This is a genomic window from Haloarcula amylolytica (genome assembly GCF_049705545.1).
Taxonomy (GTDB): Archaea; Halobacteriota; Halobacteria; order Halobacteriales; family Haloarculaceae; genus Haloarcula; species Haloarcula amylolytica_B.
Map to the genome: position 1 here is coordinate 23,454 of NZ_JBNAMU010000002.1, position 16,026 is coordinate 39,479.

15 protein-coding genes are annotated in these 16,026 nt (G+C 60.9%); 9 read left to right on the top strand and 6 right to left on the bottom strand.

Annotated elements, in window-relative coordinates:
• Positions 1–653: 653 nt before the first annotated feature.
• A complete protein-coding gene (locus tag ACOZ4H_RS16680; protein WP_424330403.1) occupies positions 654–1,016 on the bottom strand; it encodes a DUF5789 family protein in 363 nt (120 codons plus the stop codon).
• 193 nt (positions 1,017–1,209) lie between these two features.
• Between ACOZ4H_RS16680 and ACOZ4H_RS16685 the strand changes: the two genes are divergently transcribed.
• The 3 genes from ACOZ4H_RS16685 to ACOZ4H_RS16695 all read left to right on the top strand — a co-directional run bounded on the left by ACOZ4H_RS16685 (position 1,210) and on the right by ACOZ4H_RS16695 (position 3,598).
• Positions 1,210–1,518, top strand: coding sequence for a DUF7130 family rubredoxin-like protein (locus ACOZ4H_RS16685; protein WP_424330404.1), 309 nt, complete (start codon positions 1,210–1,212; stop codon positions 1,516–1,518).
• 480 nt (positions 1,519–1,998) lie between these two features.
• Positions 1,999–2,901, top strand: coding sequence for a diacylglycerol/lipid kinase family protein (locus ACOZ4H_RS16690; RefSeq protein ID WP_424330405.1), 903 nt, complete (start codon positions 1,999–2,001; stop codon positions 2,899–2,901).
• A 49-nt stretch (positions 2,902–2,950) separates the two neighbouring features.
• Entirely contained in the window at positions 2,951–3,598 is a 648-nt protein-coding gene (locus ACOZ4H_RS16695) for a PHP-associated domain-containing protein (RefSeq protein ID WP_424330406.1), read from the top strand.
• Between the two features lie 21 nt (positions 3,599–3,619).
• Here ACOZ4H_RS16695 and ACOZ4H_RS16700 read toward each other — a convergent pair whose 3' ends face one another.
• The 3 genes from ACOZ4H_RS16700 to ACOZ4H_RS16710 are packed head-to-tail and all read right to left on the bottom strand — an operon-like array spanning position 3,620 to position 5,156.
• Positions 3,620–4,600 carry a hypothetical protein gene (locus tag ACOZ4H_RS16700; protein WP_424330407.1) on the bottom strand — a complete coding sequence of 327 codons (981 nt, stop codon included), beginning with the start codon at positions 4,598–4,600 and terminating at the stop codon, positions 3,620–3,622.
• A 47-nt stretch (positions 4,601–4,647) separates the two neighbouring features.
• Complete coding sequence (locus ACOZ4H_RS16705) at positions 4,648–4,887, bottom strand: hypothetical protein (protein ID WP_424330408.1); 240 nt, start codon at positions 4,885–4,887, stop codon at positions 4,648–4,650.
• A 50-nt stretch (positions 4,888–4,937) separates the two neighbouring features.
• Complete coding sequence (locus ACOZ4H_RS16710; protein WP_424330409.1) at positions 4,938–5,156, bottom strand: DUF1328 family protein; 219 nt, start codon at positions 5,154–5,156, stop codon at positions 4,938–4,940.
• Positions 5,157–5,303: 147 nt separating this feature from the next.
• On the opposite strand from ACOZ4H_RS16710, the gene ACOZ4H_RS16715 reads away from it, so the two are divergent.
• The 6 genes from ACOZ4H_RS16715 to ACOZ4H_RS16740 all read left to right on the top strand — a co-directional run bounded on the left by ACOZ4H_RS16715 (position 5,304) and on the right by ACOZ4H_RS16740 (position 14,053).
• On the top strand, positions 5,304–6,152 hold the full coding sequence (locus tag ACOZ4H_RS16715; protein WP_424330410.1) for an alpha/beta fold hydrolase: 849 nt from the start codon (positions 5,304–5,306) through the stop codon (positions 6,150–6,152).
• 606 nt (positions 6,153–6,758) lie between these two features.
• Positions 6,759–9,827 (top strand): FAD-binding and (Fe-S)-binding domain-containing protein, encoded by a 3,069-nt coding sequence (locus ACOZ4H_RS16720; RefSeq protein ID WP_424330411.1) that lies wholly within the window; start codon positions 6,759–6,761, stop codon positions 9,825–9,827.
• Positions 9,828–9,901: 74 nt separating this feature from the next.
• Positions 9,902–11,401, top strand: a complete 1,500-nt coding sequence (locus ACOZ4H_RS16725) for an aldehyde dehydrogenase family protein (RefSeq protein WP_424330412.1) — start codon at positions 9,902–9,904, stop codon at positions 11,399–11,401.
• A complete protein-coding gene (locus tag ACOZ4H_RS16730; RefSeq protein ID WP_424330413.1) occupies positions 11,385–12,290 on the top strand; it encodes an SDR family oxidoreductase in 906 nt (301 codons plus the stop codon). The genes ACOZ4H_RS16725 and ACOZ4H_RS16730 overlap by 17 nt, the downstream gene beginning before the upstream one ends.
• A 78-nt stretch (positions 12,291–12,368) precedes the next feature.
• Positions 12,369–13,247: a fumarylacetoacetate hydrolase family protein gene (locus tag ACOZ4H_RS16735; protein ID WP_424330414.1), complete on the top strand. Its 879-nt coding sequence runs from the start codon at positions 12,369–12,371 to the stop codon at positions 13,245–13,247.
• A 101-nt stretch (positions 13,248–13,348) separates the two neighbouring features.
• Positions 13,349–14,053, top strand: a complete 705-nt coding sequence (locus ACOZ4H_RS16740) for an ABC transporter ATP-binding protein (RefSeq protein ID WP_424330415.1) — start codon at positions 13,349–13,351, stop codon at positions 14,051–14,053.
• A 2-nt stretch (positions 14,054–14,055) separates the two neighbouring features.
• On the opposite strand, the gene ACOZ4H_RS16745 is transcribed toward ACOZ4H_RS16740, so the two are convergent.
• Both ACOZ4H_RS16745 and ACOZ4H_RS16750 read right to left on the bottom strand, forming a co-directional pair.
• Positions 14,056–15,141: a branched-chain amino acid ABC transporter permease gene (locus ACOZ4H_RS16745; protein WP_424330416.1), complete on the bottom strand. Its 1,086-nt coding sequence runs from the start codon at positions 15,139–15,141 to the stop codon at positions 14,056–14,058.
• On the bottom strand, positions 15,138–16,019 hold the full coding sequence (locus ACOZ4H_RS16750) for a branched-chain amino acid ABC transporter permease (RefSeq protein WP_424330417.1): 882 nt from the start codon (positions 16,017–16,019) through the stop codon (positions 15,138–15,140). The genes ACOZ4H_RS16745 and ACOZ4H_RS16750 overlap by 4 nt, the downstream gene beginning before the upstream one ends.
• Positions 16,020–16,026 lie beyond the last annotated feature (7 nt).

Here is a 16,026-nt window from a genome sequence, read left to right on the forward strand (position 1 = left end):
TTCATTTTTTCGGACGATGCACAGCTCTCATCACCGGGACCGACGAGTTGCCAGGGTTGAATGGCCCGCTAGCCGAACTGTGGGAATAGCGGCATGACAAGCTACGGATTCGGGTTCCTTGAGAGAAAATGCAGTACTCCAACCATATTTTAGAGTAAGCCCCGTCAAAATACGGAGTAACAAACGTACTATTGTTAAGCCACCCCATCTCCGGAGATAAATCTGTTTCAGATGCCGCTCCGAACGTGCGTTTCAACCCCGATACATCGAATGCTTCGAGCATAGGCGATTACTTTCCTGTCTCAGATATCCGAGAATTAACCCGCTGATAAGAGGTTGTATCGATCATATAAGCCGCCGCGGCCGCAAGAACTATCCAAAGCATAAAACGATGGACCACGTTTTTTATTATGTCAGTACCACTCGGTAGATGCCCTGGTCGGGATGGCAATGTAGGGCGATTCGGAGAATCCCTCAATGGAAGCGCTCCGAGTCAACACAAAAAGCCCGCCTGAGATGTGGGTAGAAGTGTCGTGAGCGGCCAGTAGTTCTGGGATGAAATCAGCACAACCGATTGTAGCGTCCCTGGGCCTCTGGTCTCGTGAAATCACTCGGTCGATGTATGCACCCCTGGACAGCGTCGATGATCGGCTTCAGAGTGACTGTTCGTCCTGGGTTTCCCCCTCGGCGTCCTGTTCCGGGTTCGTCCCGCCCCGGTCAGAATATTCTTCTCGGCCGACCGCGCCAGAGCCAACCATGTTGAGCACGGCCTGGCGGACCGCATCCGCTGATTCATACTCGTGGCTGTCGGTCTCCATCTCTTGGCCCCCCAGTATCGACCGTAGCGTCTGTGACCCGTTGGCGGTCTCTATTTCATATTCACCGTACTCCGAGAGTAGCCTTTCCCGCTCGACTGGATACGTTTCAGATGTCAGCTCGTCGTCAAGGCGGCCGAAGTCGATGCCCATCTCCCGCGAGTCGCCTGTCTCATCGCTGTCGGACTGGTCGTTCGCCATGCACCCCTTTCAGAGACCATCCGGAAGAATGTTACGGGATTCACAGGTTCCGATGAGGTATAAGCTGAGCCCTCTCATGTCGGCGTCTCGCGGTCGGAAATCCATACGAACCCCTCCTTTACTTGCAAGCAAATACCCTAGCAATATAGCGACGGTCGATAGTTTGATATGTTATACGACCAACTAGTCGAGTATGGCTGATAACCTATCGACCACAGACGAGGCTATCGAACCGGGCGAATACGTCTACACGAAAACCGGACAATTAGTGGGTCGCGTCAGTGGATTCACTACTGATGGGTTCGAAGTTGAAACGGTCGAAACGAACGCCCGTGACGGTGTCGACCAGGAGGAGATCCCGGGCCAAGAGTTCGGCGAAGGGTATCTGATGTGGCAGTGTGGGGAGTGCGGAGAGATGGGCGAACTCGAAGATAGCATCCCGTCGACGTGCCCGAACTGTGACGCTCCCAGGGAAGCGCTTTCCGAAGTCCGCGAAGACTGATCACGCCCCTCTACCTGTAGCTAGAGCACTCGGAAGGACTGCTACGTTGCACGTATCCGCATAGGCAGGCCAAGTGCCTACAGTAGCCGTTGGAAACTAATGCACATCTCATCGGCCCTGGCAATACGATCAGTGTGCCAATCAGTTCAACTGCGGGGCTGTACGGAGACTCTCGGTTTCCGTGATGACAGGACGCTCCGCTTTCGGTATACGTTGAATCTGAGGCGGTTCACGATAATTTGGCCGCGACTGTCTGATGATGACGCGCCCGCTGGCCTGTGGTCCCGGTTCGGTCTGAATGGCAGTAAGCTGATATTATTTTCCGCTGAAAACACCAGGGCCTGTGAAGATAGAATATAATGTTCCTAACAAAATGCTACAAAACCCTGTCCATTGCTATGCAGACTCCCGTAGCAGATAGAAGGCAGGATACGTCCAACGGACACCGCAGACCACCGCTGTGGGAGGAGTAATTTAGGGATGTCTGGGACGGTTCTAATTTACAACCCCCGGAGCGGAAGCGGTGATCACGGTGACACCGTCCGGGAGCGGGTGGCGGCACACGACTACGATATCGAAGAGACCGAAGCGGCGGGCGACGCCATTTCGCTGGCGAAAGCGGCCGCCGAGACGGGATACGAAACGATTGTCGCCGCTGGGGGTGATGGGACTATCAACGAGGTTATCGGGGGTCTCGAACAGGCGGACGCACTGGACGACGTGACCCTCGGGGTTCTCCCCCTCGGCACGGGAAACAACTTCGCACAGCAGTTGGGAATCACTGATCTCGAAACGGCGTTTGGTGTCTTGGCGGACGGCGATCGACGCCGAATAGATCTCGGGCAGGCCAGTGACCGGCCCTTCGTCAACTCCTGTGTCGCGGGACTGACCGCTGAGTCCAGCAGCGAGACGTCCCCCGCGATGAAAGACCGACTAGGTGTGCTGGCATACGTCGTCACCGGTCTCCGGTCGATGTCGGACTTCGAATCGCTCCGGCTTACTATTGACCCCGCCGACGATGACCAGTCCGCAGCGTGGGCCGGCGAGGCGATCTGTGTGCTCATCGGCAACGGTCGTCGGTTTACCGCAACGGGCGGTGCGCAGGCCGATATGGAGGACGGCCTCCTCGATATCGTGGTGATCAAGGACGTCTCGACGTTCGACCTGATGAGCGACCGGATCACTGAGCGACTCCTGGGCAGTGACTCCGAGCATATCATCCGGTCGAAGGCGTCATCGCTCACGATCACGAACCACGATCCGTCGGCTATCAGCTTCAGTTTAGACGGGGAAATAATCAGTCACCGAGAACTCACAATCGACGTTCGCCCGGGTACGCTGTCCGTCGCAGTGGGCGACGGATACGACCCGGATCCGGAATGAACCCGACAAAACAGACCGTTGTGATTACCCACTGGTTGTCACTGGTTCCATGTACACCGTAGACCTCCACACGCACACGCGGTTCTTCCACGGGTTCGAGAGCAGGCCGACCGCCTACGATCCGCTCGGGGCGCAACTGGTACGGCTCGCCAGCCGGTGGCACGACCTGGACGGTGTGGCGCTGACTAATCACGACTACTCGCCCGGGTACGAAAGTGGGACGACCGAGCCGCTGTTCGTTCCTGGTATAGAAATCTCGACGACGGCCGGTCACGTCCTGGTCGTCGGTCCCGATCCGCCTCGACGGACCACTCCCGGGGAACTCACCCCGACCGAAGTCGTCTCACTGGCACACGAACGGGGGAGTGCCGCGATTATCGCTCATCCATTCCGCCGGAGTGATGTCCGCAAGAGCGGTGCAGATTTCGACGCCGTCGAAGTGAACGGCAAGCATCCGGGGAACATAGAGCGTGTCCGGGAGCTCGCGGACACACTGTCGCTCCCCGTCGTCGGAGGGAGTGACGCACACTACCCCTTCGAAGTCGGCCGCGCGTTCACTCGAATCGAGGCGCCACGGCTCACTCCCGAAGCCGTGGTTGCGGCTATCCAAGCAGGTGACGTAGAACCGCAGCTACGCAGTACAACGTTTGATAAGGCTATCCAGACGGCATATCGGTCCATCCACCGGTATCGGTAGGTGTGTCAGTACAGCCCGCGGTCAGGATCGTAATCTAAACGGCCCCGATGTTGAAGCCCGAGAACTGACCGTCGCCACACGGAGCATATACGATGTCAGGATGATAAACGGAACCAACGCGATTGTGAACGTCAGGGCAACGAACAGGAGCAACGGCGACAGGCCGAAAGCCCAGATGTCGGGCAGGAGATTGGCGTCGATCGCCAGTATTGCCCAGATTGTAACGATGATGGATGGCAGAGAAAAAACCAGCAGCGTCCGTGAGAGCTCTGATATCTCTTTACCGTAGTACAGCGTTTTGAAGTACTCGCGACCGGTAGCGAACATCTCAAACATTTCCATCAGGTCGTTGAACTCCTTTACCTCGTCTTCGTTCAGATGGCTCCGGTACGTGGAGGTGAAATTGCGCATGTTGTTCATCAGCGGCCCGTAATCGGTCTCTAGTCCCAACCAAAGAGCATAGAGGTCTCCACCGTGGACCTGCTGAACCGAAGACTCGAGTTCCTCCGCTGTCGCAGCAACTGAGTCTACGTACACGGTGATATCTTCGGAGAACGAGTCACCGATCTCGTCATCGAGGTCCTCACCGGCATTTTCGAGAGAGTGCGCGCGCTCTTTGATTATCGTCGCCATCACCCTGAGAAACGAATCCGGATCCCTTGGTGCAGCGTCATCGCCGGTGAGTCCGCCGATGTCCCGCCGGAACTCGATCATGCTTTCGATGCGCTTCTCCTGAGCACCGATGGAAGTGATGTCGTGGGAGAGCACGATGGAATTGATGGAAACGACAATGGAAACGAGGAGGATTATCCCGCTGAGAAACGAGTTGAGAATCGTCTGAACGGCCTCAGTTTCGGTGAGGAGCATCTGCATCTCAAAGGTCCAGATCGAGCCCATGAGTACGATGCTTGCAAACGTCACGGAAAGCAATGCCCCAGTGACTGCGAGGCGGTGCCCTTCAAGCAGTATCCATCGCCTGAGTTCGAACCCGCGTCGGCCCATTGGAATGGGAAACCACGTTCGCAGCCAGCTCAGGCGTTTTAATTGCATCATGCCACCTTGTCCATCAGATTGGGCAGTGCCTCATCGCCGTCTATCGTAGCTACTTTTTCCTGTATCCAGCTGTAGTACACGAAGGGGATTTTTCCATCGCCGAACAGAGTGCGAAAAACTCGACAGTGGAGGGCACTATTTGGACTGCCAGCGCAAACGATACCGTTGTCTTGCCGGTGAAGGCTCTGACCATTCCTCTCTGTATCCAGCATCGTTTTGATCTTGTTCTCGTCCATTCGTCCGGGTGAACCCTGACAACTTTCCGCACAGTACTGCTCGTGCCGGATCAGAATACGAAGGAGACGACAGCGAGGATCACGAAGATGATGACGAGCCACTTCGCGATGTCCATACTAAGCCCGGCGACACCGGTCGCGCCCAGTAACCCTGCGACTAGCGCGAGAACGAGGAACAGTATTGCGAGACCGATGAGGTCACCGCTAAACTGTAGGAATACGTTCTGGACTGCGAGTATGCTTCCCGTGGCTGCCTGTACGATTGCCATACAAACTATCTGCGATGGAGACATATTATCCCCTGACACTTTCACCTTTGCTGTTGTTTTGATGAAAAGAGTAAAATATGTTGGAGCTCGTTCCGCTTGTCAGACTAGGTCGAAGGCTTATCCGTGGGGCGACACCAGTCCTACTCGATGCCAACAGTTCAGATCGAAGGCGGCTCCCTCTGGTACGAAGAGACGGGAACCGGGCCGCCGCTCGTTTGCCTCCACGGGGGCTGGCAGGACCACCGGTCGTGGCAGTCACAGATCGACTACTTCGCCGACGATTACAGGGTGATAACGGTCGATCTTCGTGGCCACGGTCAGACCGGTTCGACTGAGTCACGTCAGTACTCCATTGAGCTGTTCGCCGACGATCTTGACGAACTGCTGTCGACGCTGAACGTGCAACACCCGATTTTAGCCGGGATTTCTGCCGGTGGAATGGTCGTTCAAACCTATCTCGACCGACACCCGGCCGGTGCTCGCGGCGCGGTCATCGGGGGACCGTTACAGACGATGCCGCCGGTCGACCTCCCCCATGGAATGAAGCAGTTGTTCTCACCGCTCCCACTGCTTTCGGGGACTCTCACTGCTGTTGGGCCGACGTTGACATTCAAAACGTTGCTCGATTCGATTCGGATGACCAACGGCGGCCACTGGCTCGCGCTTGACGAAACGGTCCGCAAGCAGTCGATGGAGGCCATCGAATCGATTTCTGCAACCGAATTTCGGAAGATATTCCGAGCGCTCTACGAACGCGTAGCCCCGACGCTCTCACACGTTTCGACGCCGACGCTCGTCCTGTACGGCGACCACGAGATACCGCTCGTCAAGCGACAGGGTGAGCGAATCGCACGAACTGTCCAGACTGGGACCGCCCGATCGATACCTGACTCCGGCCACCTCGTCAATCAGGACCAGTCGGGGGCGTTCAACGAAGCCTGTTCGGCGTTTTTCGACGGGTTGGCCCCACCAGCTGATGGAACGGAAATCCACTAACCGGTTCCAAAAAGGTCCGACGGGACGCTCACAACCATTAGAATCATTATCGGTGCCGTGTTTTCCGGCGTCCCGGATGGGGACACTGTGATCAACATCGGACCGGGTGTGACTGTCGGTCTCGGATCAACGGTGGTACGTCGCCGCAGCTCGAATGGGACTCCTCGGACTGGTCGTTGCAATCTTTGATCTCTTTCTTCCGGGATGAGAGTAGTGAGCGGGACCGCTATTCACAATCCCAATCATTTCTGACCGAATATGTAGATATTTGGTGGAAATAGAAGATAGATATCGGAATACTAGAGAACGAAATCTGAAAACACATTTATATGTCACAATCTATAATTATTGGCCAGAAATTGAGAGAGAAATAGGACACACTCGATTACTTATTTGGCGGTTTTAATATCTATTTCCGGTATTTATACTTGTATAAGCTTTTATTTGCAGACCAAGTTTATGAGTCCAGTCGCATTGCGACTGCTCAGTCGCACCGGCGCAGGGGGCAACCTGATAGTTATCGGTTGACACACTCTGGAACACGAGGCCGTCGCGCTGTGCCGAGAACGGCGGCGTTAAGTTATTGGTTCACACAGGTGGTAGCACATGCACCCTGACGATAGCGACGCCGCCACAGACGGTGGTGTCCAACTCGCTCCGAAGGCGAGCGACGGCCGTGCGAACTACGACTACGTCGGCGGCCAGGTCGAACGGCCCGGCCTCGTCTCCGATTTAGAGAGCCGCGTCGAAGGCGAAGTGCGGTTCGATACCTACACACGGCAGTTGTACGCCACCGATGCCAGCGCGTACGAGGTGACGCCTATCGGTGTCGTGTTTCCCACGTCGACCGACGATGTCTCTGCGGTCGTCTCCTACTGTGCCGACCGCGAGATCCCGGTTCTTCCGCGGGGTGGCGGAACGAGCCTCGCCGGCCAGACTGTCAACGAGGCTGTCGTGCTCGACTTCACGCGCCATATGGATGCAGTCCGTAACGTTGACCCCGATGCGAGAGAGGCAACAGTGCAGTCCGGTGCTATCCTCGCCGACCTGAACGACCGCGCTTCGGCGTTCGGGCTGACGTTCGGACCCGACCCAGCGGCTGGCAACCGCAGCGCTATCGGAGGTGCTATCGGGAATAACTCGACTGGGGCCCACTCGCTGGTCTACGAGAAGACGGACCACTACGTCGAGTCCTGTGAGGTAGTGCTCGCGGACGGTACTGTCGCCACGTTCGGCGAGGAATCGGTCGCCGACCTCCGCTCGCGGGCTGACGCTGAGAGCGACGATATCGAGGCCCGGATCGCAGCCGGCGTCGTCGAGTTACTGGACGGCCATGCCGATGCAATCGACGAGCGCTATCCCGACATGAAGCGCAACGTCTCGGGGTACAACCTGGACCGGCTTGTCGCGGAGTACGAAGGCGAGTACGGCGAGCCCGGAGTGGTTAACCTCGCCAGCCTGCTGGCCGGTAGCGAGGGAACGCTTGCGGTCGTCACTGAAGCGACTGTCTCGCTCGAACCGACGCCGGAGACGAAAGCGGTGACGCTGCTGACCTACGACAGCGTCGTCGACGCGGTCAGTGACGTGCAACACGTTCTCCGGCACGACCCCGCCGCAGTCGAACTCATCGACGACGTGCTCATCGATCTCGCGGCCGACACGACGGAGTTCGCCGCTGTGGCCGACCGGCTGCCCGATCAAACGCGGGCCGCTCTGCTAGTCGAGTTCTACACCGACAGCGACGAACACGGCCGAGAACAGGTCGCCGACCTCCTCGCGGACCGGATTCCGGAAGACGGCAGCGAGGACCGCGTCGGAGACTACTACGCCTTTGACGCTCTGGAAGCGTACGACGCTCCTGACCGGAAAGAGCTCTGGAAGCTCCGGAAGTCCGGGCTGCCGATTCTGCTCGGGCGGACGAGCGATGCCAAGCACATCAGTTTCCTCGAAGACTGCGCCATCCCGCCGGAGAACCTCCCCGAGTTCGTCAGCGAGTTTCAGGACGTGCTCGCGGAACAGGACACGTTCGCGTCATTCTATGCACACGCTGGCCCCGGCGTCCTCCACGTCCGTCCGCTGGTCAACACGAAGTCACAGACCGACCTCGACGCGATGGAAGCTATCGGCGATGCCGTGACTGACCTCGTCGTGGAGTTCGGCGGGTCCGTGTCCGGCGAGCACGGCGACGGCCGGGCCCGAACCCAGTGGAACCGGAAACTGTACGGCGAGCAGCTCTGGGAGGCCTTTCGCGACCTGAAGACCGCGTTCGACCCCGACTGGCTGCTCAATCCGGGACAGGTGTGTGGCGACGTGTCGCTGACCGAAAACCTGCGGTTCGACCCGGCGTACGAGTTCGACGCCGGGTTCGACTCGGCGCTCGAATGGGACAACGAGAACGGGATGCAGGGGATGGTCGAGCTGTGCCACGGCTGTGGCGGCTGTCGGACACAGCAGTCCGAGGGCGGGGTGATGTGTCCCACCTTCCGGGCGGCCGACGAGGAGGTCACGTCGACCCGCGGCCGGGCCAACATGCTCCGGCAAGCCATGAGCGGTGACTTGCCGGACGATCCGACCGACGACGAGTTCGTCAGCGAGGTGATGGACCTCTGTATCGGCTGTAAGGGGTGTGCACACGACTGTCCGAGCGAAGTGGACATGGCGAAACTGAAAGTCGAAGTGGAACACGCCCACCACGAGGAACACGGCGCGAGTCTGCGGGAGCGACTGTTTGCGAACATCGACACCCTGGCCCGGGTCGGCAGCGCGCTCGCCCCACTGTCGAACTTGGGGCCGAAGCTCCCGGGCGCACGAACGGTAATGGAGAAGACCCTCGGTATCGCCAGCGAGCGCTCGCTGCCGACTTTCGAACGCGAGAGCCTGCAGGACTGGTTCGAGGCCAGAGGCCCGCAGGTCCCCGAGCGGGAGGCCGAGCGAAAAGCGGTCCTGTTCCCGGACACCTACACGAACTTCAGCCACCCCGATGTTGGGAAAGCAGCGGTTCGGGTGCTCGAGGCCGCGGACGTCCACGTCGAGGTGGCAGACGTGACAGACAGCGGTCGCCCGTCCTACTCGAAGGGGTTCGTCGACGCAACTCGTGAGACGGCCAGCGAGGCCGTGACTGCGCTCGCTCCCCGCGTTGCCGACGGCTGGGATGTGGTTGTCGTCGAACCGAGCGACGCCGTGATGATCCAGTCTGATTATCTGGACCTCCTCTCCGGAGAGTCAGTCGAGCGGCTGGCGGCCAACAGCTACGGGGTGTGTGAGTACCTCGACACCTTCCGGCTCGACGACGAGATAGCGTTCGGCAGCACCGACCGGTCGCTGGCGTACCACGGGCACTGCCATCAGAAAGCGACGAAGAAGGACCACCACGCCGTCGGCGTCCTCCGGCGGGCCGGCTACGGAGTCGACCCGCTGGATTCCGGGTGCTGTGGCATGGCCGGAAGTTTCGGTTACGAGGCCGAACACCACGCGATGAGCATGGCTATCGGCGACGAACTCGCTGGACAGGTGACCGGAAGCGACGCTGACAGCGTCGTCGCACCGGGAGCCTCCTGTCGAACACAACTCGGCGACCTCGATGTCACGGTCAACGGAGCGTTTGCGGGCCGCAGCGAAGAGCCACCGACCCCGGTCGAAGCCCTCGATGCAGCGCTCTCGACCTCGCGCCCGTAACAACTGTCGGGGTCGGGCGATGGATAAGCCGGAAGTGACCAAACCTTCATAATCGATTCGCCGTATGTACGCATATGGCACAAGAAGGCGTATCACGGTACAGCATCGAGGCTGACTGGAACAAGCTCTACATCGGCGGCGAGTGGGACGAGAGCACGAGCGGGGACAGCATCGCTGTCGATGACCCCTCGACACGCGAAACGGTGACCCAGGTTCCCCGCGGAACCGAGGCGGACGTAGACGCTGCCTACGAAGCGGCTGCCGAAGCGCAGACGGAGTGGGGACAGACCCCGCCGGCCCGACGCGAAGAACTCGTCCAGAACCTCCTGCAAACAGTGGACGAGCACAGCGAGGAGATAGTCGAGCTTCTGGCGACCGAGGCGGGCCAGGCCGCGGGGATAGGGGAGACATCGGTCCACCTCACGGAAGACCAGATTGCGGAGGCGGCCACCATGCCACGGCGGATGAAAGGCGAACACGCCGCCTCGAACATCCCCGGCAAGGAGAACATCGTCCAGCGTGAACCGCAGGGCGTGGTGACGGTCATCTCGCCGTGGAACTTCCCGCTGAACCTCTCGGTGCGGGCCCTCGCCCCGGCCGTCGCCGCCGGCAACACGGTCGTCCTGAAGCCGGCGACGAACACGCCGATCGTCGGCGGGCTCCTGTTCGCCCGCCTGTTCGAGGACGCCGGGTTCCCCGACGGCGTGCTGAACGTCGTGACGGGCCACGGTTCGGACATCGGTGACGCTGTCGCCAGCCACCCGGAAAGCGATGTCGTCGCTTTCACCGGCTCGACCGATGTCGGTCGCCGCGTCGCTGCTGCGGCCGGTGAGAACCTCGCCGAAGCCGCGATGGAACTCGGCGGGAACAACGCCCACGTGGTCACGGCCGACGCCGATATCCAACAGGCCGTCGACGCCGGCGTCTTCGGCTCGTTCGCCCACCAGGGACAGGTCTGTATCTCCATCAACCGCCACCTCGTCCACGAGGACGTCTACGACGAGTACGTAGAGCGGCTTACCGAACGCGCCGAGAACTTGCCGGCGGGCAGCGCCCACGAGCACGTCGTTCTCGGCCCCATCATCGACGAATCCCAGCGCGACGAGATGTTGGAGTACGTCGAGGAGACCGTCGAAGCCGGTGCCACGCTCGAGACCGGTGGCGGCACGGTCGAGCTAGACGGCGTCGAGGATTCGCTGGTGGTCGAACCGACGGTGCTCTCGGACGTGACCAACGACATGGCGGCGGCCTGTAACGAGCACTTCGGCCCCATCGCGCCGGTGATTCCGTTCGCAGATGTCGACGAAGCCGTCGAACTCGCCAACGACACCGAATACGGCCTGTCCGGGTCCGTCCACGCGGGCGACGTGGGCGCGGGCAAGCGCATCGCACAGCGGATGGAGACCGGGATGGTCCACGTCAACGATCAGCCGGTAAACGACGAGGCCCACGTGCCCTTCAGCGGCACCGCCGCCTCCGGCGTCGGCGGCTACAACACCGACGACTTCCTCGACGAGGTGACCGAGAAGAAGTGGATCTCGCTCCAGCACGAGGACCGTGAGTTCCCGTTCTGAGACACTGGACGGGGCCGTCTGTCTCGTCATCGGCGGTGGCAACGGTCTCGGCGAGGCGGCGGCCCACGAACTCGCCGACCACGGCGCAACCGTCGTGGTGAACGACCTGGGCACGTCTGTGGCCGGCGACGGCAGCGACCCGGCCGTGCCCGAGCAGGTCGCCGCCGACATCCGGGACGCAGGCGGGGCGGCGACGGCCCACCACGGCGACGTGAGCGACTTCGACTACGCACAGCGCCTCATCGATGAGACAGTCGCAGCGGAGGGCCGGCTGGACTTCGTCGCCAACTTCGCCGGCATCCTCCGGGACGGCATGAGCTACACGCTCGACCCTGAGGACTGGACGGCGGTCATCGAAAACAACCTCACTGGGCAGTTCGCCCCGCTCCAAGCAGCCTGCGCACACTGGCGCGAGGCGGGCGGCGACGGCTTCGACCGCCAGCGGTCGTATCTGGCGATCAGCGCCGGGGCCGCCCGGGGGAATCTCGGCCAGGCCAACTACGCCGCGGCGAAGGCGGGCGTCCTCGGGATGGTCCGGTCGGTGTCGACCGAGATGCACCGCTCGGACGTGCGGGTCAACGCGCTCGTTCCGAACGGCTACACGCGGATGACAGAGACTGTTCCCGAGGAACACCGCCCGTACACGCGGGACGAGATGCCACCGGAGAAGGTCGCGCCGATGGTCGCGTACCTCGCCAGCGACGCGGCGGCGGACGTGACCGGCTGTACGCTCTATGCCGGTGGGAACCGGGTCGGTGTCTATTCGGACCCGGCGATGGACGCTGTCGGTGTCGACCCCGACGGCTGGACGCTCGATTCGCTCGCGACGCACTTCCGAGAGGACGTGGCCGCCGACGCGGAGCTGACGCGGACGGACGCGCACTTCTGAGTGGCGACCCGAGGGCAAAGTCCCTGCGCGCCACACAGAAAGGCATCTTTTATCATGGTATCCAACGATATCATGGGTATGCGATTTGTCCGCTATGACAACGACCAGTTCGGGTTGCTCACAGACGACGGCGACGGCATCATCGCCCTGAACGACCGCCTCGGGATTGACGCCGAAGACCCCCTCGTCGAGTACATCGACGGCGACTACGACGCCAGCGAGTACACCGACGCCGAACCGGACCACGCAGTCGAGGACGTAGAGGTCGGGTCGCCCGTGGGTCGCCCCGGCAAGGTCATCGCCGCGCCGCTGAACTACGAGAACCACATCGAAGAGGCGCTGTCGGATCGCGACATCACGACCGACGAGTGGTTCTCGATCAAGGACAAGGGCTACTTCCTGAAAGCCCCCTCCAGCGTCGTCGGCCCCGACCACGGCATCGAACTGCCGTTTTCCGACCGGCGCACCGACCACGAAATCGAACTCGCGTTCGTCATGGAGGGCGATGTGAAGGACGTGCCGGCCGAGGAGGCCTGGGACCACATCTTCGGCTACACGATTCTACTGGACATCTCGCTGCGGGGCGACCAGGACCGCTCGAACCGGAAGTCCTACGACACGTTCACCGTCATCGGTCCGTGCGTGACGACAGCCGACGACATCGACGACCCACAGGACCTCCAGATGGAACTGCAACTCAACGGCGAGCGCCGCCAGTACGAGAACACCGGCGATATGGTGTACACCTGCGCGGATGTCGTCCAGTACGCGTCACTCGGAGCGACCTTGGAAACCGGCGACGTCATTACCACCGGGACGCCGGAAGGCGTCAGCGAACTCTCCGACGGCGATACCATCGAGGCCCAAATCGAGTCCGTCGGCGAGATGACCGTCGACGTCACCGAACGGGACGTCAGCTACGCCGAGGCCGACGTCCAGAAAGGCGGACAGGAATAGCGGCCTCCGGTCGGTTCTCGGCCTCACTCGGATCGCTTTTTTTTTGGCCTGCTACAGAGGAGTACACTTAAGAAAACCGGCGATAAATCATGTGGTAATCGATGGCGCTCCTCGAAGTAGATTCGATAGACGTGTCGTACGGGAACGTGCAGGTCCTCTGGGATGTCAGTCTCTCCGTCGAACGAGGCGAGACCGTCGCACTGCTCGGCGCCAACGGTGCCGGCAAGACGACCACTCTCAAGACGATCTGTGGTGATCTCCAGCCGACGGCTGGCGAAGTACGGTTCAACGGGGAGAATATCGGCAGGATGCCCCACGAAGAGGTCGTGGAGATGGGCGTCGCCCACGTTCCGGAGGGGCGAGAGATCTTCACCGATAGCAGTATCCGCGAGAACCTGGAGCTCGGGGCATACATCGATCGCAGCGGGATGGACGAGCGACTCGAGACCGTCTACGAGATATTCCCCCGGCTCGAAGAGCGGGCCAGCCAGCGCGCCGGCACGCTCTCGGGCGGCGAACAGCAGATGCTGGCCATCGGCCGTGGGCTGATGAGCGACCCTGACCTGCTGTTGCTGGACGAGGCCAGCCTGGGCCTTGCGCCGGTGCTGGTCGACGACGTGTTCGAGGCGATCGAGCGCATCAACGAGAACGGAACGACGGTGTTACTCGTCGAGCAGGACATATACAACGCGCTCCGCGTGGCCGACCGCGGGTACGTCATCAAAACCGGGCAGGTGACCCTTTCCGGAACGTCCGCCGAGCTAGCCGAGGACGAACGCGTGGAAGAATCGTATCTCGGGGCCTGAGGTTACTCTTCGTCGGGCGTCACACCCGGCTCAGCATCAACCGTCTCGTCGTTCGAAATCGCATCCGAGCCCGATGGCTCCTCTGAGCCGCCCTTGTCAGAGATGAGATAGTCCTCAGCGAGTCCGCTCAGCCCCTGTGGGAGGAAGATCATAAACAGGATGATGAGCGTCCCCTCGATGGTTGTCGCGACACTGCCGACGATAGCTGCGAGTCCGGTGTCGAGCAGGAGGAACAGGCCGGCACCGAGAATCGGCCCGGCGAAGGTCCCCATCCCGCCGAGGATGACGATGACCAGTGAGTCGATGGTCCAGGTCACCGCCAGCGTGGATCCCGGATTGATGTACAGCGTGTAGTGGCCGTACAGCGCTCCCGCGAGCCCCGCGAAGAACGACGAGACCACGAAGGCGTACATCTTGTACTTCAGTGGGTTGACGCCGAGACTGCTCGCGGCCGCTTCGTCGTCGTGGATGGCTTTCATCGCGAGCCCACCGGAACCCTCGACGATCCGGTACGTGATCGCAATCGTAAGGACTGTCGCCACGAGCGTCAGGAAAAACATGACATCGCCATGTGAAAGCACACTACCGACGCTCAGGTCACCCTGGACGTAGTACCCTGTCGACCCACCGGTGAACGAGCGCTGGTCGAGCATCACAAGCTCGATAACCGCTGCCAGCGCGAGTGTTCCGATGGCGAAGTAGTGACCGCTCAGCCGGAAGATAACCGGGCCGATGACGAGCGCGATCAGCGCCGCAGCCAGCCCGCCGATGACCACGGCGACGAGAATCGGGAGCTGGATTGCAGCCGGAAAGCCAGCCGCACCCGGGGTCGTCAGCCACGCGGCGACGTACGCACCCATGCCGAAGAACGCGGCGTGTCCGAGCGAAATCTGTCCGGCGTATCCGGCCAGCAGGTTCCACGAGACGCCGAGCATCATGAACACTAACCCCGTCAGAATGAGCCCGGTTAGCGAATCGGTCGTCGTCAGCGGGACGAGTCCGAGCACGACAACGGCGACCGCAACGATAGCCTGCAGACGGCGGTTTCCGAGCAGCGACTGCTCGGGATGGCGCTGGAGCAGGCTCATTCGCCATCCCCTCCTGAACCGAACAGTCCCTCGGGCTTGAGCAACAGCACTCCGAGGAAGATGAGCAGACTCACCACGTTTCGGTAGCCGCCACCGAGGTACAGCGCGCCGAGGTTTTCCGAGACACCGAGGACGACGCCGCCAACCAGAGTCCCGAGGATGCTGCCGACACCGCCCAGCACGACGACAGCGAACGCTTTCAGGAGGTATGACCACCCGATGTACGGGTCAATCGGGAACAGCATCGAGAGCAACGCACCGGCTGCGCCGGCAAGCGCTGTGCCGATTCCCAGCGTAATGACGTAGATGCGGTCCGTGTCGATGCCCATGTGTTTGGCCGCGGTCCGGTTCTGTGCGGTCGCGCGGATAGCCTGCCCCGTTCGCGTGTACTGGAGGAACGCCCAGGTGCTGACGATGAGGAGCACTGCAACGACAAACGTCACCGTCCGCGGCAGGGAGAGGAACACGAACCCGAGGTCGATACCGCTGCCGGGGATACCGAGGTCGGCGGTCCGCGCGTCGCCGCCCAGGACCAACTGGCCGATGTTCTGCAGTATCAGTGCCAGCCCGAACAGGATGATAATGGGCTGTTCGATGCCCTCCCCGACAACGTGTTTCAACAGCACCTTCTGCAAGACAACACCGAGGACGAACAGCAGTCCGATGGCGAGGAACATGCCGAGAAGCGGGGTGATACCCGTCGCTGCGAACAGGAGGATGGCGACGTACGCGCCGACCATCAGCATGTGGCCGTGCGCGAGATTCACGATGTCCATGATCCCGAACACGAGCGACAGGCCCAGGGCGGCGACGGCGTAGATCCCGCCCAGCAGCAGCCCGTTGACAATAGACTGTGAAACGAGTTCTCCGGTGACCATTGTCGAG

Excerpts from the sequence above, each read along its gene's own strand:
- ACOZ4H_RS16710 (WP_424330409.1), bottom strand. The coding sequence starts at position 5,156 with ATGGCAATCGTACAGGCAGCCACGGGAAGCATACTCGCAGTCCAGAAC.
- ACOZ4H_RS16725 (WP_424330412.1), top strand. The coding sequence starts at position 9,902 with ATGGCACAAGAAGGCGTATCACGGTACAGCATCGAGGCTGACTGGAAC.
- ACOZ4H_RS16695 (WP_424330406.1), top strand. The coding sequence starts at position 2,951 with ATGTACACCGTAGACCTCCACACGCACACGCGGTTCTTCCACGGGTTC.
- ACOZ4H_RS16705 (WP_424330408.1), bottom strand. The coding sequence starts at position 4,887 with ATGGACGAGAACAAGATCAAAACGATGCTGGATACAGAGAGGAATGGT.
- ACOZ4H_RS16745 (WP_424330416.1), bottom strand. The coding sequence starts at position 15,141 with ATGAGCCTGCTCCAGCGCCATCCCGAGCAGTCGCTGCTCGGAAACCGC.
- ACOZ4H_RS16740 (WP_424330415.1), top strand. The coding sequence starts at position 13,349 with ATGGCGCTCCTCGAAGTAGATTCGATAGACGTGTCGTACGGGAACGTG.
- ACOZ4H_RS16690 (WP_424330405.1), top strand. The coding sequence starts at position 1,999 with ATGTCTGGGACGGTTCTAATTTACAACCCCCGGAGCGGAAGCGGTGAT.
- ACOZ4H_RS16680 (WP_424330403.1), bottom strand. The coding sequence starts at position 1,016 with ATGGCGAACGACCAGTCCGACAGCGATGAGACAGGCGACTCGCGGGAG.
- ACOZ4H_RS16685 (WP_424330404.1), top strand. The coding sequence starts at position 1,210 with ATGGCTGATAACCTATCGACCACAGACGAGGCTATCGAACCGGGCGAA.
- ACOZ4H_RS16715 (WP_424330410.1), top strand. The coding sequence starts at position 5,304 with ATGCCAACAGTTCAGATCGAAGGCGGCTCCCTCTGGTACGAAGAGACG.
- ACOZ4H_RS16750 (WP_424330417.1), bottom strand. The coding sequence starts at position 16,019 with ATGGTCACCGGAGAACTCGTTTCACAGTCTATTGTCAACGGGCTGCTG.
- ACOZ4H_RS16700 (WP_424330407.1), bottom strand. The coding sequence starts at position 4,600 with ATGGGCCGACGCGGGTTCGAACTCAGGCGATGGATACTGCTTGAAGGG.
- ACOZ4H_RS16720 (WP_424330411.1), top strand. The coding sequence starts at position 6,759 with ATGCACCCTGACGATAGCGACGCCGCCACAGACGGTGGTGTCCAACTC.
- ACOZ4H_RS16735 (WP_424330414.1), top strand. The coding sequence starts at position 12,369 with ATGCGATTTGTCCGCTATGACAACGACCAGTTCGGGTTGCTCACAGAC.